This window comes from Clostridium sp. JS66 (genome assembly GCF_033561535.1).
GTDB classification, from domain to species: domain Bacteria; phylum Bacillota; class Clostridia; order Clostridiales; family Clostridiaceae; genus Clostridium_AM; species Clostridium_AM carboxidivorans.
In genome coordinates this window covers 2,327,097-2,347,029 of sequence record NZ_CP131467.1, presented here as the reverse complement: position 1 = coordinate 2,347,029, position 19,933 = coordinate 2,327,097, and the positions used below count along the sequence as shown (strand labels likewise).

19 protein-coding genes, 2 other RNA genes and 1 riboswitch are annotated in these 19,933 nt (G+C 29.3%); of the genes, 6 read left to right on the top strand and 15 right to left on the bottom strand.

Annotation, left to right across the window (positions count from 1 at the left end):
- Positions 1–9: 9 nt before the first annotated feature.
- A complete protein-coding gene (locus tag Q6H37_RS11075) occupies positions 10–939 on the bottom strand; it encodes an AraC family transcriptional regulator (RefSeq protein ID WP_318741880.1) in 930 nt (309 codons plus the stop codon).
- Positions 940–1,157: 218 nt separating this feature from the next.
- Between Q6H37_RS11075 and Q6H37_RS11070 the strand changes: the two genes are divergently transcribed.
- The 4 genes from Q6H37_RS11070 (at position 1,158) to ssrS (ending at position 3,505) form a co-directional block, all read left to right on the top strand.
- Complete coding sequence (locus tag Q6H37_RS11070) at positions 1,158–1,625, top strand: hypothetical protein (RefSeq protein WP_318741878.1); 468 nt, start codon at positions 1,158–1,160, stop codon at positions 1,623–1,625.
- A 521-nt stretch (positions 1,626–2,146) separates the two neighbouring features.
- Positions 2,147–2,932, top strand: a complete 786-nt coding sequence (locus Q6H37_RS11065; protein WP_318741876.1) for a ribonuclease H — start codon at positions 2,147–2,149, stop codon at positions 2,930–2,932.
- Positions 2,933–3,035: 103 nt separating this feature from the next.
- Positions 3,036–3,301: signal recognition particle sRNA large type (gene ffs / locus Q6H37_RS11060), an RNA gene on the top strand.
- A 12-nt stretch (positions 3,302–3,313) separates the two neighbouring features.
- A non-coding RNA gene (ssrS, locus tag Q6H37_RS11055) (6S RNA) lies at positions 3,314–3,505 on the top strand.
- A gap of 70 nt (positions 3,506–3,575) precedes the next feature.
- On the opposite strand, the gene Q6H37_RS11050 is transcribed toward ssrS, so the two are convergent.
- Positions 3,576–5,126: a cell wall-binding repeat-containing protein gene (locus Q6H37_RS11050; RefSeq protein ID WP_318741874.1), complete on the bottom strand. Its 1,551-nt coding sequence runs from the start codon at positions 5,124–5,126 to the stop codon at positions 3,576–3,578.
- A 309-nt stretch (positions 5,127–5,435) separates the two neighbouring features.
- On the opposite strand from Q6H37_RS11050, the gene Q6H37_RS11045 reads away from it, so the two are divergent.
- On the top strand, positions 5,436–6,512 hold the full coding sequence (locus tag Q6H37_RS11045) for an AI-2E family transporter (protein WP_318742985.1): 1,077 nt from the start codon (positions 5,436–5,438) through the stop codon (positions 6,510–6,512).
- Between the two features lie 49 nt (positions 6,513–6,561).
- Here Q6H37_RS11045 and Q6H37_RS11040 read toward each other — a convergent pair whose 3' ends face one another.
- The 13 genes from Q6H37_RS11040 to Q6H37_RS10980 form a co-directional block, all read right to left on the bottom strand.
- Complete coding sequence (locus Q6H37_RS11040) at positions 6,562–7,041, bottom strand: XRE family transcriptional regulator (protein WP_318741872.1); 480 nt, start codon at positions 7,039–7,041, stop codon at positions 6,562–6,564.
- An 82-nt stretch (positions 7,042–7,123) separates the two neighbouring features.
- The gene (locus tag Q6H37_RS11035; protein ID WP_318741870.1) at positions 7,124–7,813 is read right to left on the bottom strand and encodes a radical SAM protein; all 690 of its coding nucleotides are present in this window, start codon (positions 7,811–7,813) and stop codon (positions 7,124–7,126) included.
- Between the two features lie 14 nt (positions 7,814–7,827).
- A complete protein-coding gene (locus Q6H37_RS11030; protein WP_318741868.1) occupies positions 7,828–8,535 on the bottom strand; it encodes a B3/4 domain-containing protein in 708 nt (235 codons plus the stop codon).
- Positions 8,536–8,646: 111 nt separating this feature from the next.
- A complete protein-coding gene (gene sugE, locus Q6H37_RS11025; RefSeq protein ID WP_318741866.1) occupies positions 8,647–8,967 on the bottom strand; it encodes a quaternary ammonium compound efflux SMR transporter SugE in 321 nt (106 codons plus the stop codon).
- A 100-nt stretch (positions 8,968–9,067) separates the two neighbouring features.
- Positions 9,068–9,163: riboswitch (guanidine-I (ykkC/yxkD leader) on the bottom strand.
- A gap of 194 nt (positions 9,164–9,357) precedes the next feature.
- The gene (locus Q6H37_RS11020; RefSeq protein WP_318741864.1) at positions 9,358–9,690 is read right to left on the bottom strand and encodes a hypothetical protein; all 333 of its coding nucleotides are present in this window, start codon (positions 9,688–9,690) and stop codon (positions 9,358–9,360) included.
- A gap of 539 nt (positions 9,691–10,229) precedes the next feature.
- A complete protein-coding gene (locus Q6H37_RS11015) occupies positions 10,230–10,952 on the bottom strand; it encodes a polymer-forming cytoskeletal protein (protein ID WP_318741862.1) in 723 nt (240 codons plus the stop codon).
- A gap of 18 nt (positions 10,953–10,970) precedes the next feature.
- Positions 10,971–11,600: a YhbD family protein gene (locus Q6H37_RS11010; protein WP_318741860.1), complete on the bottom strand. Its 630-nt coding sequence runs from the start codon at positions 11,598–11,600 to the stop codon at positions 10,971–10,973.
- Between the two features lie 210 nt (positions 11,601–11,810).
- Positions 11,811–12,797: an alpha/beta hydrolase gene (locus Q6H37_RS11005; protein WP_318741858.1), complete on the bottom strand. Its 987-nt coding sequence runs from the start codon at positions 12,795–12,797 to the stop codon at positions 11,811–11,813.
- Positions 12,787–13,359, bottom strand: a complete 573-nt coding sequence (locus tag Q6H37_RS11000) for a MarR family winged helix-turn-helix transcriptional regulator (protein ID WP_318741856.1) — start codon at positions 13,357–13,359, stop codon at positions 12,787–12,789. The genes Q6H37_RS11005 and Q6H37_RS11000 overlap by 11 nt, the downstream gene beginning before the upstream one ends.
- A 108-nt stretch (positions 13,360–13,467) precedes the next feature.
- Positions 13,468–14,172, bottom strand: a complete 705-nt coding sequence (locus Q6H37_RS10995) for a helix-turn-helix domain-containing protein (RefSeq protein ID WP_318741854.1) — start codon at positions 14,170–14,172, stop codon at positions 13,468–13,470.
- A gap of 318 nt (positions 14,173–14,490) precedes the next feature.
- Positions 14,491–14,841 carry an SdpI family protein gene (locus tag Q6H37_RS10990; RefSeq protein WP_318741852.1) on the bottom strand — a complete coding sequence of 117 codons (351 nt, stop codon included), beginning with the start codon at positions 14,839–14,841 and terminating at the stop codon, positions 14,491–14,493.
- A gap of 147 nt (positions 14,842–14,988) precedes the next feature.
- On the bottom strand, positions 14,989–15,750 hold the full coding sequence (locus Q6H37_RS10985; RefSeq protein WP_318741850.1) for an MBL fold metallo-hydrolase: 762 nt from the start codon (positions 15,748–15,750) through the stop codon (positions 14,989–14,991).
- Between the two features lie 226 nt (positions 15,751–15,976).
- On the bottom strand, positions 15,977–18,766 hold the full coding sequence (locus tag Q6H37_RS10980) for a DEAD/DEAH box helicase (RefSeq protein ID WP_318742982.1): 2,790 nt from the start codon (positions 18,764–18,766) through the stop codon (positions 15,977–15,979).
- A 486-nt stretch (positions 18,767–19,252) separates the two neighbouring features.
- On the opposite strand from Q6H37_RS10980, the gene Q6H37_RS10975 reads away from it, so the two are divergent.
- Positions 19,253–19,822: a dihydrofolate reductase family protein gene (locus Q6H37_RS10975; RefSeq protein ID WP_318741848.1), complete on the top strand. Its 570-nt coding sequence runs from the start codon at positions 19,253–19,255 to the stop codon at positions 19,820–19,822.
- Positions 19,823–19,933: the final 111 nt, after the last annotated feature.

The following is a 19,933-nucleotide window of genomic DNA, read 5'->3' as shown; positions in this document are numbered from 1 at the left end:
TGCAGCATGTTAGAAAAGATTGGGCTCAATGGGAACGTAGATATCTACCTCATGGATATGTCTCTCACTTACATAGGGATCGTTGCGATACACTTCAAATGGATAGGAGTTTCTTGGAATATAACCACTACCTGTAATCCACTGCTGATACATGTAATTCCAGGCATCGCCATACTGTTCCTGCTGAATTTGAAAATGTCCCACCGCATACAGACCACCTTCTAATTTCATGGTTCCAAGGATTCCATCTTCCTGAATCCCAATGCTCTCTGGCACTGTCAGACACAGACTGGTACGAAACTGACTCTCATCTCCAAATTCTGGATTGTCATGATATATGGCAAGCACCCAGTTTTGACCATCTACAAGAAGGTGCTGCTTTCTTGCATAATCAAATAACGTCTGCATCAGATTGACATACTCTTTTGCTAATGTCTCATAAGTACCTGTATGTCTCACATAAGCAACCTGTTTTTCCTCCAGTTTTTCTATGGTAATCTGACCTGTCACAGTGAAAGGATCGCCTGCCCATTCTTTCTTTGCTGTGTTCTTATTATACTCAGACAGTAAAAAAGAATCTTTGCAATTCTTGCTATATTCCTTCCGGTGTTCTTTTGGGCTTACACCATAATAATTCTTAAATGCTCTGGAAAATACAGCTGAATCCGTATATCCCAGTTCATAGGCAATGTCCGTCATATTTTTATCTGTTCGGTGTGCCAGCAAAAAAAGTGCCCTCTCCATGCGAATCCGGTTCACATAATGAGCTAATGGTTCATGTAATATGCCCTGAAAAATCCGGCTGAAATGATATTTTGAAAACCCTGCAGCACCAGCAAGCTCCTCAATGGACAGGGACTGTCCTAAATGATTCTCCATATAATCCTGCACTTTATGAATTCTTCGTATATACTCTTCCTGACACTTCTGTTCTGACATATGATTTCCTCCTGTTTCTGTTAATCCCAGTATAACAGAAATGTTATTTCTTGACGAATCAATCTTAACAGACTAAAGAGAAGAAAATATTACCGTTTAATTGAATTTTTCAATAGCTATTGAAAAAACTTTTTATTTACTATATACTATTTTGTCATGAGTAGTAAAAGCTACACATTAATTTAAATAAAAATATTAAATTCTAAGGTGGTAATATTATGGGCTATAATGTTATAGATTTAATTGATAAAGCTATAAATATTGCAATTAAAGAAAAGACTCTATATGAAAACATCGGAAAAGAAAAATGTAATATTCCATCAATAAAAATAATGTCAAAAGTTTTAATGCAAGAAGTTGATAAGAATATTCAGTACAATGAATGCCTAAAAAAAGAACTAGATGATTTAAATCCTGATGAAATTGATTTTGTAATATATGATAAAATGTCTTTTTTAATAAATCAGTTCAATAAAAAGGTATATGTAGCAGAAATTATTAATACCAGAGAATATCTAAAATTTTCACTTGGTTTTCAAAAAGATGTGTATTCTTTACTTATTGATTTACAAGGCAGATTTGTTAAAAGTACCCATGACACAGATACAAAAACATATGAAATATTATCTAATATGATTAATAATAAGGCTAGCCATATTGCGGTACTTGAAAAAATTTTAAAATAAACCTTATGTAATATAGAGCAAAGCCTACATCTTAAATAAAGATACAGGCTTTGCTCTATTAATATAATTATTATAAGTAGAAAAATATTGATCTAATTTTAAATACTTCATTTTCCATACTGCCCCCCCTGTACAAAAATAAGTAAGATACTAAGACTGTTTCTAGTTATCATTTATTACCACAATTTTCTTGTTTACAACTCTATTTAATAAATTTATACTAAAATCATTAGGAAACTTTATATATCATCAATTAATATATCAACACAATAAAAAGAGTAGAAATAATTGAGAATCATCCAATTTTCATTATCTACTCTTTTTATTGTGTAATTTTTATAATATAGTCATATTATTTGTATAATAAATTTGTATAGTAAAAAATTTTTTATATTAAGATACCTTTCTGCTAAAATAAAAATAAACAAGATAAATTGAGAAAATTTCTAATAAGTATTAGAATAAAAATAAGAAATGAACCAATTTAAAACAAGGCTTGAAAGGTGTGAAATACATTTCCTATGAAAATGCTGTTATTTAAAATGGAAATAATAGATGTTTATAATAATAATTATAAAATCAAGATAAGTAATGATTCAGAAGCTACTTTAATAGAATTTGACCCTTTTAAAAAAGGGCTGAACTTTATTCTCAATAATAATTTAACTGATTGTCTTAAGGCTAATGAATATCAACTTAGAAAAATGCTTCACAATAAGCGTATAGATACTTACTATGTTGGTTTTAAAGTGAAGCTTGTTTTAAGATCCAATAAGGATGTGGCAGCTTTTAATGATAGAAGTAAAATAGTAGTTTTAGACAAGCGAAATGATAATAATTATAGTTATGCTGTAGATGAAAATAAATGTGAAGAAAAAATTTATAAAATCTTTTCAGATGCCTGTTACTTTGAAAATAAAAAATATGGTGGTTTTGCTTTTATAATAGAAGATTTAGAAGGAAACTATAATCTACACACGGAAAAAGTTCAAGCAATAGGCAGCAGCCAGGCTGAACTTACAGCAGTTATAAAAGCTATTCAATTACTAAAAGATATAGAAAAAATAAGAATAGTAACTGACAGCCAGTATGTGAGAAAAGGTCTGACAGAATGGATTCCCTGCTGGAAATTAAATGATTTTAAAACCATCAATGGAGAACCTGTTAAAAATATTGAAAATTGGCTTCTCTTTGACAACATCTGTAATGGAAAATATATTGAATTTCAATGGGTAAAAGGTCACTCCAATCACTTTGAAAACTCTCTTTGTGACATGTATGCAAGAGATGCAGCTACAAATATTTAAAGTTAAGTAGGTAATAATTACTATCCATATATCCCTTGAATAAAGATTTAGATTATGTTATTATATTTTCACAGCAAGAGAACAACAAAATTAAAAATAAAATTCGTGCTAGATGGGGAGCTAGCGGTGCCCTGTAACCTGAAATCCGCTATAGCAGGATTGAATTCCCACTATAGGCTTTAATCTGCTTAGTCTGCCTGATCAAAGTGGTATTGAGAATTGGGTCCCATGCAGCAGAAACTCGCGAACTCCGTCAGATCCGGAAGGAAGCAGCGGTAAGTGATAACTTCTGAGTGCCGTGGAACAACCTGGTTTGAGCTAACTAGATTTGTAACGTTAGTAGATTAATTGTCAACAGTGGGTGCACGATATACATAGATAATATTTCTGAAATACTCGCTAAGCTCTTATTTTGAACCTACATTTAATTTAAGGGAATCCAATAATTAGATGAAGAAATGTACTTTCTTGTGAGTCCTTTTACGGCATTGAAGGCGATTGAGGCATTTATGAGGATACCCACCTATGGAGACATAGGTGTCAAAATCAGAGTACCGATATTTTGGATATTGTTTAGAAATTTCAAGCCAATGCTCAATTATTAAGCATTGGCTTTTTATCTTGTCATTTAAATTTAGTAAAATTAAAAGTTCATAATACCTTTAATAGTAATTATCTTTTGACTTAACTTATTCATATTCAAAATTGCATTTTGAGTATTAAATTTAGATAACTCGTTATTAGCTTCTTTTATTTGAGCAACTATACCATACATTTTCTGATAGTCTCCTGCCTTTATAGCATTATTAAGAGAATTAACCAAGCTCGAATAATTATTTACAAGACTAGTAAATTTATCAACATTTCCAATTTGTGAATTAATGTTTTTAACTAAATCAGTCTTTAAACAGTTTAAACTTTCTGGAGCACTCATGCTTGAAACTTCATTCTCCATACTAAGTAAAGTCTGCTTGTAATTATTTAAACTTAAAGTCATATTATTAAAAATACCTAAAATTTGATTTAAGGAATTTTCCGCATCTTGTATGCTACTTGAATTTGAGTTAGCGGAAATTTTTTGAATACTTTCTCCATATTGACTAAACTTAGTTGCAAAGCTTTCAGTACTGTTATAAAAATTACCACAGTAAATTAAAAGATTTTTTGTAAAATCTTTTTCTTGTTGTGAAATATCACTTGCTCTTTTTAATCTATATTCTGCAACCACATCTATTGATCCAGCACCACCAAGTAAAATTATATTTTTAAAATTTTTAGTACTCATATAAGATTTTTGTGACGATATATCTTGTCCATCAGTAAGTATTACAGGTGCTTTGGATTTTATTGCTAGTGCGCTGCCAGATAAAGCATCTGGAAAATTTTCACCACTAGCTAACACTGCAGTATCAGAATCCAAATTAAAATATTTACATATATTCATAGAAGTATCATATCTATTATTACCAGCTATTCTAAATACATTATCGCTGGATAATGATTTAGCTGTATCTTTAGCTTCTGCTACAACATTATCAGAAATAACGCCACTACCACCTATTACGTACAATTTGCTAGGCTGTATATCGTTTATTAAATCTTTAGTTTCAGCAGGCAAAATCTTCGAATCAGTCATCAATATTGGATATCCTTTAATAGCAGCTATACTTGATGCACTTAAAGCATCTGCAAAACCAAAGCCATTCGCAAGTATAACTGGAGTTCCCTTTTGAACTTTTATATCATTTAGTATTACCTTGCTTGTATCAAATCTATTTTGACCACCTAGCCTTACTACATTATTATAACCCAGCTGCTTTATGTAATTTATTGAATCATCACTTATCGAGGAAGTACCGCCTAAAACATACACAGTCCCACTTTTGCTTAAATGATTTTTTATATATTCAAAAGCATCAGAGCTTGTACTAGGGGTTAAGCCTGCTAGTACAATGGGTGCATTATATTTTTTTGATAGCAAGCTGCCAGACAATGCATCTGGAAAGTTTTCACCATTAGCTAATATTACGGTTTGTATAGTACCATTGTTAAAGCTTTCTGAAATATTAACAGAAGTTTTATATCTGTCATTTCCAGATAATCTTGAAACATTGTAACCATTATCTGCATAAGCCGATGCAGAACTACCTAATGCAATTAATGCTGTTAAACCTAAAATTAATGTTTTTTTCATAATTATAAAGTCCCCCTTAAGACGTAATGATTAAATTATGGATTAATATACATAATAATGCAATAACTATAATTACTGCTAATGATTTAGAATATGTAATTATCATGCGTATTATCCTTTTTATTTCCTTTTTCTTTTTATTTTCAAATTACATGCATAACATTTTTTGTAATTTATTTGTAATTTCTCCATTAATTTGTTTTTAAGTAATAATAAGCTTATCATATTGTACTTTAAATAAATATCATAAATTATATCCATAATATATTTACAAACAACTATTACTTCACAATTTTAAGGAGGTGATTTATTATACTAAACAATAAGGTAATCAAGATTTTAATAATTATAAATCTGCTTTTTTTATCTATAATCCTTTTTAGCAAAATACATTTTATTTTTAAAATAATAAGAACTTTATATAAATGCATTTTAGTTCCTATAATTATTTCAGTATTCTTATACTATATATTAAAACCCTTGAACAATATATTTAATAAAAAAGGTATTAGTAATGGTATTTCCTCCTTGCTCACTCTAATTATTAGCCTAATTGCTGCTTTATTAATTTTATATTTTTTTATTAGATATGCCCTATGGGAGTTTAATGGATTAGCTAAAAATATACATAATCTTAGTTCTAATACTAACACTATTGCTAACCAAAACCCTATAAATTCAATTGTTAATGAAATTTATAAGTCTATTAATGTTAACGAGTTAATTAAAATAGCTAACACTATGATGATCAATTACACACAAAAGTTTCAAAGCAACCTATATAAAAATATAAATGACATTGTTGATGCATTTTCTAAAATATTATTGGTACTTTTAATTTTGTTTTTTCTTTTAAAGGACCATTCTAAATTTAGAAATAAATTTATAGATTTGTTTCCCGAAAAATATAAAGATTTTTTATCTGAAACACTTTATGATGTGGATAAAGCATTAAATGCCTATGTAACTGGCCAGCTAATGGTAGCACTTTCCCTGGCTATTATGATATATATAGGCTATAAAATAATAGGTATGCCAAATGCATTGATATGGGCTTTCTTTACCTTTATTTTAGGTTTTATACCTTTTATAGGATTTTTTATATCTATGATAATTCCTTCAATTATAGCTGTAAGCAAAGGTATCTATATGATAATAAAGCTTAGTATAGTATTTATTACTGTTCAAACATTAAAAGGAAGAGTAGTAGTTCCACTAATTATGTCATCTACATTAAAAATACATCCTCTTACAGATATATTTTTAGTTGTAACAGCTGTTTCCTACGGAGGCCCTATGGCAGCCTTTATTATTGTTCCCTTGTATGCTATGGCAAAAGTTATTGTATTAAGCTTATACAAATATAAAATAATAAAAATAAGGTAAAGTGCTTTATTATACTCCTCTACCTTATTTCATTTAATTTATCCGATGGCTACCATGGATATTTACCTTTTTTTGCATAAGGTAGTAATTTGCCATCAAACTTTATAATTACTCTGTGATTACCTTCTGCATCTTCAATAACGTCAACATCAAGACCAAAATCGATGGCACTCATAATAGCATTTCCACCTTGTTCATGTATAATATCTTTAATAGCAGGGCCATAGGTATCAAGAACCTCGTGAAGTCTGTATAATATGGGATCAGTGTTTCCTTTGTATGGATGATTGTTTAAAAACATGGTTTTTTCAACACTAATACCAAGAGCCTTTGCAATTTTTGTGCAATATTCTTCAGGAACCCACTGCTGCCCCTTAAATGTAGATGCAAGCCATACCTTGTTTACACCAATTTTTTCAGCAAGTTGTTCAAAGTTTAATCCAGATGCCTTTTTTGCAGCTTCCAATTCTTTTAATTCATCAGAAAACTGTAATTTTAATAGATATTCTTCATTATTCATTGGCGTCATATTTTTACCCCCTCATAAATATGTTGTTGAATATTTTGAATTTTTGTATCATTTTAACATTACATTCAATAATTATCAACAACTAAATATTTAATAATGCACTTGAAATTTCCTCAAATCTTTTATCAGTTATACCAAGTTTTTTCTTAAATCTCTCATCTTCCATTCTTGCAACAATTATTTTATCAGGAGATATTTCCTTAATAATATTTTTTATCTTCTCAATTGATTCTTCATCATCGTTATAGCCCTTAATGATAGTAATTTCAAATATAAATTTCCCTTTGTACCTTTTATTAAAGGAAACCATATTTGAAATATATTCTGCTAATGTATATCCTTCAATAGGTCTTTGAACTTTTTGAAAGCCTTCTTCTGTTATTATTTTTATTTCTCCAACAACCTCATCACATTTATTAGCAATTTTCATATATTCATCTCTACCTAGTAAATATCCATTAGATAGTAGTCTTACAGGTAAACCTTTGGCTTTGATAAAATCAATAATATCACCAATTTTATCATTTACTAAAGCTTCTCCTTTTGAATTAATAAAGACTAATTCTGCTTTTGTACTTTCTATCCTGTTTCCAAGTTCAATCAATGAACTGTCTATTCCATCAAATGACCTTTTGGTATCCACCTTATTTTGTGATCTTCCAATAGGACAAAATATGCAATCAAAATTACAATACTTTTCTGGAAGTACGTTAATCTCCAGTACCCTTTTTCCATCTTCCATATAAATATCTTTATAACTGAAACCACCCATTATCTTTTTTCTCCTTAATTTATTGATACTTCTTTATTGTTAATATCAAGAATTGAAATCTTGCATATTCCACCTAGATTATCCTGTACTGTTTTTGCTAAATCTTTTAAAGCATTTTCAAAATCTTTAAATCTTCCTTCATCAACTAATTCAATACACAAAAAAGCATTCTTTGTATTTTCGGTAAGCATTGTTCTTACTGATTCACGCCAATTAAAGCATCTGCAAATTGCTCCTTCGTTATCTTTATATACTATTTCACCTCCATATGGTGGTGCACTCTCATCTGTTCCTAATGTAATAAAACTTTCATCTCCAACTGCCTTAGTCAATCTTATATAACCAGCAAATTTATCCATATCCTCTCCACCACAAGGCAAGGCATATGTTAAAGAAATAGAATTGTAAATATCAACTAAAGGATTAATATTTCCTATATGATTTCCTTTATGAACTCGTTTTAACAATGCTTCAATAGATGATCTTGCACCTTTCTTTGTTTTAAACTTTTGGAAAGCTTCTCTCCATACTTTTATGACTTCATTGCTGCTGAACTCTGGATTTTGCAAATGTTTTAAAGCTTCCTTTTCTGAATTATCAATCATATTTTTATATTGCTCTTCATCCTTTATAAAGTTATCTATACCATAACAAACCACAACTCCTATCCTTGCATCTGGAAATAGACTCCAAAAATCGTCTTCAATAACAAATTTTTTCACTAAAATTCCTCCTTCATTATATTAAAAATTAGATAGCTGTATACTTTTTTCTTATCACTTTTTTAAACAAAATTATACTTATTTTTGTTATTTATAAGCTATATACAATTATTAGTCTATTGATATTAATTTTAAACCAACAATTCCAAGAACTATAAATACAATACAAAGCATACGCATTATATTAATTGGTTCTTTAAATAAAATAATACCTAACACTACAGTGCCAACAGTTCCTATCCCTGTCCAAATTGCATATGCATTACCTAGTGGTAAACTTTTTAAAGACAATGATAAAAAATAGAAGCTTGCAATCATTCCTGTAACAGTTAAGATGCTAGGTAATATTTTTGTAAATCCTTGTGAGTACTTCAGTCCTATTGCCCAGCTTACTTCGAAAAAACCTGCTGTAACTAAATAAATCCATTCCATAAACTTTACCCCCTTAAATTAATAGTTAAGATTAGTATTGTAATATTTCATGGCCTATTTAAAAGAAAATAAAAAAAGCCTAAGGAAATATTACAAAAATATCTCCCAGGCTTTTATCCTTCCGTGTACACAATTAAATGTGCGTTTTCTCTCGGACCAGCCAGCTACAAACTGCGGAACCCTAGAAAACTCAAATATATAATTAAATTATAACTTGCAAGTTTAAATTTATGGGTTGATTTTAGCATAATATTGAGGCTAAGTCAATTATATATTTTCCTTCGAAAAATTATAGCTATATATTAAAGGATGTAATCAAAAAACAGAGATATATAGTATATCTTAACTATATATCTCTATAATAAACACATATTGATTAAAAACTTTATTTTACATACTACAGCCTTTTTCATTCTTCATTACACTAATGTTTATTATTTCTGATTGAAATGCCTTTAATAAAGCTTTTTCCAAAACTTTTTGCTGATCAAAATTTTCTATATCATTACAAACTGCAAAAACCTTATTAGTAACTCCACTTGGATTTTTATAAGTTAAAGTAACATTTGGCTTATCATATTGTACATCAAGTATTTTTAATCCCCAAGAAATTTGTGCAAAATCATCTTTAACATTTAAACTTGTTAATTTACTTAAATTTTTTTCATCTTCCATCTGATTTTGTATTATTATTAATTCATCTCCAACTTTGTATTTACTCATTGTTACCCTCTCCCTTACGTATTGTTAATTTTTTATCAATCTGATTTATGAATTAATTATATACCTCTAAATTTATCCAATCAAATACCATTTATGGTCTTTTGAGGAGATTATCCCAATAGCATACTTAATATCTCCCATTTGTTATTTTTTTTACATTTTCCCTTATTATATTGAAATTATTTATATTATTTTTTATATAGAATATTTTTTATAGCTCATTACCTAATGTTATATCATGTAAGCTAAAGCTTTCTATTTATCTGTTTCAACTAGCATGTTTGAGCTTTTAGCTTATATACTAGTATATTTTCTTACAATTCAGTGTAGTAGTTATTTAAAGCTATAAAACCTTAGCTGATCAGACTCTTTACAAAAATAGGAACAGTTTTTGTTGCGTGAAATATTTTGTTAAAATTGTAATTATTGAAAAGTATCATCAGATAATTCTTAAAGTTCTATAGAAAGATAAACAAAAACGTACTGAAAAAATCCAGTACGCTTTCTCTATTTGTGTAAATCTCCAAATGTTTCATAATTTAATCTATTTTTTTGCAAATTGTCTTGGAATTACTATCAATATTTATTTTATTTCTATATTCTACAACTTCAATACTACAGTTATCTCCTATTGTAACATTATTTCCTCTTACTATCTTTGCTGTAGTATTTTCAAGAAAAATATCATCACCTTCAATTGTATCTGCTTCAAGTCCATTACTATCCATAAAAAGATTTAGCATTTTGCCAAAAAAATGCCCTTTTCCTAATCTTACTTTTATATTTTCTCCTCCTATATCTTTTACTCTACAGTTTCCATACATCTCTATATCAATATTCCCTGCATTTAGTAGTCCCCCTATTTTAAATCCACCTCTTGCATTAAAATTTTCTGCCTCACAGTCACCATCTATAGAAACTGACCCTGATATTTGTATATCTTCTGTATGCAAACTGCCTCCTATGTCGGAAGATCCACTTATTTTCACTTTTCTTGCATTAACATCACCTAATATATCTAAAGATCCGCTTACAGTTATTTCGTCAGTATCAAGATCTCCTGTTATTTTAGTGCTGCCACTAATTCCAACTGTTTCAGCCTTTACATTTCCATTAACAGAAGAGGAGCCTGAGCACTTATAAGTATAACATTCTATATCTCCTTCAACTTTAGCTGAACCACTAATTTTCACTTCATTATATTTTCCACCGCTGATTTTTCCTGATCCAGAAATTTTCATATCAACTAATTTTTCTTCCATTTTAAAGCTTCCCTTCATTTACAAATTTATTTTTGATTTTAACTCTTCTACGCATTCTCCAGCATTTATCTTTAATACAAGTACAGCTTCACTTTCAATGTATATTTCATTAGGTATTAGCATTAAAAAGCATAATCCTACTCCAAATTTTCTTATAAGCACTACATCACAATATCTACCATCAAAATTTTTGTAGTTTTTTTCTAAAGTATCAAAGACCAGCTTTCCTTCTTCTAAACTTGCCTTACCAGACTTAATAAACCTATCCACAATACTCATAAATAATAACTCATCAAAATAAAATCCATTACTTTCTTTATGAGCAGCTTTATATAAATTTATTACAGTTTGTGAAACAATGTTTTGTTTTAATATATCACTTTCTTCTAAAAATACTGTTGAAAGATTTGGAGAAAATATTCTTGCTAGCTCATCTAAGGATATATCTTCTTTAAAATTTTTAATTTTTTCTACTCTTTCTAGTATTTCTTTTCTTGGAAAAAATGTTTCCTGACCTGTAAAGCTGGACTTTTTTATAAACCACTCCTCAGGTATAAGATTTTTCCTCTTCCATCTATATAATTGCCCATAAGATATATCCGTTATTTTAAGCAATTCTTTTTTAGAAATTAGATTTTCCTCTTCCATATGTTCATTCTCCTTCTCAACTGTTTTACAAAAACAGTATAACATAACATTGTTACGTTAGCAATAGTTACTTGAAAATAAAAAAATTAGGAACTATACATGTAAGCTGCAAAGTTCCTATACTCAAATAAATTTTCTACTTCAGATTCTTGATAGTAGTTCATCATATTCATCTAGCTAACGATCTTTTCATAATGTCATATTTTAGCCTTATATAACCGATGCTTGTTGATCAAGTGATTCTTTTTTATTTATTGCTGACAATGCATCAAAGACAAGATCAGTCTGATCCATCATTAAAAAGTGTCCTGCATTTGGAATGATGAATATTTCTTTATTTGGTGCTTTTATATCTTTAAAATAATCTTCAGCTATAACACATGGAGCTTGCCAATCCCTTTCTCCTAAAATATAATATACTGCCACTTTATATTCTTTGGATTCTGTACGGAGATTGAAATCACCAAGAAAACTATGAACTTTTGAATTTGCCTTAAAGATTTTCATAAATGCTATAATATCAGAGAGCTTAAAAATAGGGCTTTTAAACATAGCTATCCACATATCAATGCCTATTTCCACTCCTAATTTATATTTTCCCTGAAGCTTATGAACTATATTACATTTCCTCAAAAATTCTTTGTCAAAGACAATTTTGCTGCCAGGATATTCACCTACACTCTCAAGCTTTTTCAATGATTTTTTATCACCTGTCTGCTCAATGATTTCTTTAAGTTTGCTATAGGATACCTGCTCATTTTCCACCATGCCAACGACCTGTCCTGCACCAATATAATATTCTATTTCTTCTGGATGCTTTCTAATAAATATTGATCCTAAAACACTTCCCCAGGAATGTCCAAATATAACAACCTTTTTCTTGTTATATTTTTTCTTAAGATACTGGATGACTTCAAACAAATCCTGAAGCATTAACTCTATTGTAGGAAGCTTATCTGGATTTCTAGTCAGGGTCTTTCCAGCACCTCGCTGGTCCCAATGAACTACAGTATATATTTCTTCCCATCTATCTTGAAATACCCCTGTAAATAATGATTCTGCCGAACCTGGCCCTCCATGCAAAAATAGCATTACAGGATTATCAAAGCTTGTTCCTAGATGAAATAAAAATTGACCTATTCCATTAATCCTTACATATTCAGAAGTACATATTGGTCTGTTATTTTTATTCTTCATAGCTTTCTCTCTCCATTTTCTGATTTATTCTTATTCTTTCAAACTCCTTTAATATCCTTGTTACCTCCTCCTTCTGACTTTCACCTACTTTTAAGTTACTATCTTCTTCAAAGCCATCTTGTTCTTCACCATCAAATCGATAAAGCTTCTTCAGCATTCCCCAAATAGTTTCCAGCTCTTCAGTTGAAAAATCCTTAAAAAGTTCTGCCATGAAAAATATTCCTTTTTCTGAAACTTGATACACTACCTGCTTTCCAGCTTCCGTAATTATTACATTAACTGCACGCCTATCTTCAGAATTAGGTATAACATCAATATATCCTTTCCTTTCCATAGCCGTAACAATTTGTTTTACATTTTGTTTAGTTGTCCCAAGCTTTCTTGCAATATTATTAAAGGTAGCTTTGCCTTCAGGTAAATGAGCAATTGCAACCATAGCCATATATTGCCTTGAAGTCAAACTTCCCAAGTATTCATCTCCCCTTACCTGAAGCTTATTTGCCAATGAAAATAGTGTTGCATAAGTTTGTTCCATTAAAAATATCTCTCTGTATATGTCCATAAAGTTTTTCCTCCATTAGTCAATATATTGTCTAATTATAGTTTAATAGCATTTCGTAAATTTGTCAATATATTGTCTATTATTTGTGTTTTAACACCTACCTTACTCTTACATATCCCCTCGTCCAATAACCCATATATTTTCATTACTCTCCTTCAATTTGTCTACCATACTATTAATATCCTTCTTAGCAAACCATGACTGAGGAAAATACAAATCTTTATAGTAGTGCTTTCTGCTATTATCACACTTAATTACTACCATGGGGTAACTGCCTCTAGAACATGCAATAAACTCTATTTCTGTTATATCTGCTATATTTACCCTTTTGGTTGTAGAAATTTTTTTTATTTCTATATAATTGTCCATTATAGTAATATAAATTTTATTTTTAAATAAATAGTAAGCTAACACAGTATGATAAGCAGTAAATATTAAGCATAAGAATACTACAATAAATGTAACACGTACTTCTAAAATATTAGGACTATCGGCTAATGCAAATATTAACACTGCCGAAAAAATAGCTGAAAATAGTATGGGAAAAATAGCTTTATATTTATTAGCTGGATAAATTGTATATTTAAATGTTTGGTTAAATTTAAATTGCTCATTTTTATCAAGCCACCAATTCATATTTTTACCACTAAATTTATATATTTTTTCAAGTAATACCTTAGATGGTTCCTTCAAACCAGCTTCTAGCTGACCTATAGTTGCTTTTGATAAATCTAGTTTCCTGCCTAAATCTTTTTGTGTAAGTCCTAAGTCTCTTCTATACTTTTTTAATTTGTCTGAAAACAATGCGATCACTCCTACTATTCATTATTACCATTTCTAAGATCGTTGAATTTTATGCCATTATACAATTTATAATCATATACTTTGCCATCTTTTTCATATCTCTCTTTAGCTATATTATAGCATTAGATAAAACTCCTGCTTTTTAATCTGTTTTGAATTAAACTCAGCCACAAAAATATTGACCTTTCCCTTTTACAAAATGAAGCTATTCTAAATTAGCTAACATAAATAATAAACTAGAGAACCACATTATTTTATTGAATAATGCGGTTCTCTAGTTTATTATTCATTTTTATAATCAATTTTAAAAATACAAATGCTTACAATTTATATTTTTCTGTTACCATTTTTATCGAACACTTTTCTTATATGAATTTCTGTGCAGGGTATAGAACATATAATTAGTGTTACAGATACTATTTCTGAAATCTTACTTCCAATATCAATATCATTTTTATAAATTATATTACACAATATTGATATTACTACACACATAATACCAATGCATAATAACATATTGCTGCAAAAATAGTTAGCCTCATTCCATACTTCTTTGTTCTTCATAGCAAATGGTGTTCTATATCCATAAGCATTATTTATATTTTCTGGTGGCCAAACTTTAAGTGCTGCTCCTACTGCAAATATAACTCCTCCAATTAAACAACTGGTAAATGACATGATAAAACATCTCCTTATTACTATATATAGTAAATTTACCTTTTTAATTAATTATATCATATCTATATTTCATTAAATAACTATACTACAATAATTTTAATAAATTTGTATTTTTGCTATACTCATGCTGTCTTTTATAACTTAAAACTATATCCATATGGCAAAATCTTTGTATTTAAAAGTACCACTGTCATGATGCAATTTATCTTCCGATTCCAGCTTTCTAAAAGCATCCCGCATTCTAATAAGTATTTCTGGATGTATATCCAAACTATGATGCGCTGGAAAAACCTTTTTTACTGGGAGTGTTGCAATTCTCTCAATTGATTTCAAATAAGCTTTCGGATCAGTAGAAGGATAATAAGCAAATAAAGTATCTTTATAAACTAAATCACCTGTGAAAAGATAACCACGTTCCTTTTCAAAAAAACATATATGTCCTGGTGAATGGCCGGGTGTATGTAACACTTGAATAGAACGTCCTCCTATATCAATGATATCATTGTCTTTTAGGATCTTTGTAGGCGTACCTTGAAAAAACTCATAATTGTTCACATTATAACCTTCAGGCAAATCGCAGCGATCTACTACCATGTCCTTGATTTGTTCCAAGGTTAGTGGAAATTCTCCATTAAGCCAATTTAATTCATCCTCATGAGCATAAAAGTCTGGAAAAAACTTATGCCCACCAATATGATCCCAATGAATATGAGTTGCCACAGCAGTTACCGGTCTATCAGATAGCTTTAACACTTCATCATAAATATTGCAAATGCCAAGACCAGTATCAATCAATAAGCTTCTTTGAGTACCATTTAAAAGATAAGCATGTGTTTCCTCCCAATGGCGGTATTCACTGATGATATGTGTATCTTTATCAATATGATCTATTGTAAACCAATTGTCCATTTAACTTTTCCTTCTTTCAATTTTATTGAATCTGTAAATAAAATCGTGACAAAATTCAATTTACTTACTGTTAAATTATAACATATATGTATCTCATTATTGAACTTTTTACTAATTACTACTACAAGAAAATTAGTAATTAAATAAACATACTTCCCAATAAATCATTAAAATGTTTTATTGGGAAGTAAACCTACATTCTCAAGGGTTATTTTAAATGCTTTATTTAACCGAAAAGCTCCTCGATATCCTTTTCTTCCATACTAGAAAGCAAAATTTCCTCTCCAGCATTTTCTTCTATAACATCATTTATTATTTCTTTCTTTTTCTCCTGTATTTTGTGTATTTTCTCTTCTATAGTTCCTTTAGCAATAAGCCTGATAACCTCTACTGTTTTCTTCTGTCCAATTCTATGAGCTCTGTCCGAGGCCTGATTTTCTACTGCTGGATTCCACCAAGGGTCATAATGAATCACTATATCTGCAGAAGTTAGATTTAGTCCTGTTCCGCCAGCTTTAAGAGATATTAAAAATATAGGAATTTCTCCTTCATTAAACTCTCTAACTATTTCTCCTCTATCTTCTGCTTTTACACTGCCATCAAGATACATATACTTTATGTTTTCATTTTTAAACATATCTCCAATATTTTTAAGCACAGATGTAAATTGAGAAAATAACAATATTTTATGCCCATCATTTACATTATCCTGTACTATGTCCTTAAGAGCTTCCATTTTTCCATTATCACCTTCATAGTTTTCTATAAAGGTAGAGGGATCACAGCATATTTGTCTAAGTCTTGTTATTATAGAAAGTATCTTTATTTTGCTTTTATTAATACCTTTATCTCTTATTTCATTATTTACTTCCTCTTTAGCCTGCTGAAGGTATGCCGCATATACCTTCTTTTGATCCTCTGTCATATCCACCACCATATTATGTTCAATTTTAGGTGGAAGTTCTCTTATAACATCTTTCTTAAGCCTTCTAAGAATAAAAGGTTTAGTATGTTTATTTAATTCCCCTAAAGCTTTTTTGTCACCATTTTTTATAATTGGTGTTTCATATTTTTGGCTAAACTTTCCATGACTTAACAAATATCCTGGCATGATAAAATCAAAAATTGACCATAATTCTGTAATAGAATTTTCAATAGGGGTTCCTGTTAGTGCAAAATAGCTGTCAGCTTTAATGGATTTTACACTTTGAGCATTTAAAGATTTAGGATTTTTTATATTTTGAGCTTCATCTAAAAAGCAGTGTCTGAATTTTATAGCTTTATATTCTTCTATATCTCTTTTAATAAGTGCATAGGAGGTTATAACTATATCCGCATCCTCCATCTCCTTTAACTGACTTTCTCTTACATCCCTACTGCCTGATACAATTAAACATTTTAAATCCGGCTGAAATTTATTTATTTCACTTTCCCAATTGTATACTAAGGATGTAGGACACACTACCAAAGAAGGCTGTTTCTTCTCATTTTCATCTACTTCTGATTTTATAAAAGCTATAGTTTGAAGGGTTTTTCCAAGACCCATTTCATCTGCTAAAATACCTCCAAAGCCACAGCTTGAAAGAGTTTTAAACCACTTAAATCCAAATTTTTGATAACCTCTCATAGTATTATCCAGTTTTTCTGGAATTGTATAATCAATGTCACCAATATCCTTTATATTATTTATCAGTTCTCTAAACTTCCTATTCCTTTGTACAAAGGTTATGTTGTTTTCCTTAAGACTTGTATCTATGTAAACAGAATTATATTTAGGAAGAACTATTTGATCCTTTGTAAGTTCTGAAGTCTTAATGTTTAAATAATCTATCATATCTGATATATTTTGAAGTTCACTAGCTTGCAGAGGAATAAAGCCTCCATTTTTAAGTCTGTAATATTTTTTCTTTTGTTTTAATGCTTCAAATATATGCTTTAATTCTTCTCTATTTACCCCATCAATATTAAAGGTAAATTCCAAAAGATCCTCATCATTTAATCTTATGTTAGATTTATAGCTTTGGGAGGTATAAATCCTTATATCTTTAAAGGCACCTGAATAGTAAACTTCTGCAGATTCCTGAAGTTTTTCCAGGCCTTCTCCTACAAAATCTAAAATTTTATCCTCATCCTCTAAAATAAAATTAAATTCCCTTTTTTCAAATTGAAAGGCAGTCAAGGTATCTACTATAGCTGCCTCTTCTTCAATATCCCTAACCAATACCTTACCATCTTCTCTCGTCTCATTATCTCTCAAAGGGTTTATATCTACATTTCCATATTTAAATATCACATCACAAACTACAGCATCTCTATCCTTGTCAAAGTAAAGACAAGGCTTTAAAGGTTCTTCATAAAATTTCTCTTTAATACTGTTATTTACTATTACCTTTGTACCTATCTTTTTTAAGGCTGGAATTATATAAGAAGCTATTTCTTCACTTTCATTTTGATGAAAAGTAATTTCGGAACTTCTTTGTTCAGTAAAAGTATTGTAAAGTGCCTTATAAACCCTTACCTGTTCATCTGTTGGTATATATATTTTGTTATTATAATAAAAATAGTTTCCACTTTTCACTAAAGCTTTAGGCAGCTTTGAAGTTTGAGATAAAATTATATTATTTCCCTTGCTATCTAATTTAAATTCTAAAGGAAAATTTTCTCTTGCCACTTTAACTTCACTGTAGTTATCATCATTTATGACCAAATCTATAGCTTTTTCTCCTATATTATCAAGAAATTTTTTTAAGTTATTTTCCGTAAACCTTGCCTTTTTTCCACTTAAAAATCTTGGTGTTTTGCTATAACGATAGCCATACATTATCATACCCTCTGCAGCCCTATCTATTTCATATAGATCTTTAAGCATACTCAGAATAAATTTGTCTTCATCCTTAAAATTGTGTAAATATGAGCTATATGTAAAATTTTTACCAAACTCCAGATCATTCTGCTCTATAACTGCCTCTAAAAAACTCTTCATATTCTTTACTACATAAAGTTTTTCCTCTCCCACCTTTAATTCTAAAAAAGCTTCACTTACTCTGCGGCTAATATTAAATTGGAGCTTATACTGCATATTTAAAGTCTTAGTTTCTATGCTTGTCTTAGAGGATATTAGACTTTCCTTTAATTGTTCAATTAATTTACTATTTTTCTTTATTACCGATCTTCTTTCTTCTTCATTTATTTCAAACAAATTTATTCACTCCTGTTTAAATATCTAAAAAATAATTAGACTAGTAGATAGACTTATTATTTTTTGAAGATGTCTTGTATTCCTATTAAACATTCTAGCACATAATAATATTTTTAAACATGTTGCTAAGCCATTTTCAAAGCAGTTAAGGGAACATGTTAAAATTAGTTATGCTGTTATTTATAAAGACATATAAATGCATGGGAATAGTAGTATAATTTATTATATATCAGTTGCTTCGCAGTTGTAAAATATTGTGTCACAATTAAAGTTTTAAAAAAAACATAAGAAGGAGTAAGAATTATGTCAAATAACGTAAAACAGAGAAAAGTAATTTTAGATTTAGCAATTACTTTAGATGGCTTTATTGAAGGAAAAAATGGAGAAGTTGATTGGTGCATTATGGACGCTGATATGGGGTTCATTAATTTCTTGAATGAAATTGACACTATTTTATATGGTAGAAAAAGTTACGATTTATGGGGACAATATATTCCCCAAGATGAAGATTCTAATAGTGAAAAAGAAATTTGGAAATTGGTTCATAGTAAAGAAAAATATGTATTTTCCAGAACACAAATAGGTACTGATAATCAAGCAATATTTATAAATGAAAATATTCTTGAAGAAGTAAATAAATTGAAGAATAAACCTGGTAAAGACATTTGGCTATATGGAGGAGCAAGTCTTATTACAACTTTTATAAATTTAGGGCTTGTTGATGAATTTAGATTATCTATTCACCCTGTTATTTTGGGAGAAGGAAAACCGTTGTTTATTGATATAAAACAGAGATTGAATTTAAAAATGGTTAATACAAGAACATTCTCTTCTGGCGTTGTACAACTAATCTATCATTGGAATGGTAATTAATTTTTAATAGAGACAAAAGCAAAATAAAGTTTAAAATGTAAAGGGAGCGTCACAAAATTCTTATATTATGAAACAAAAGTTATTAATAAAATTACTAACAAGCTATAATTA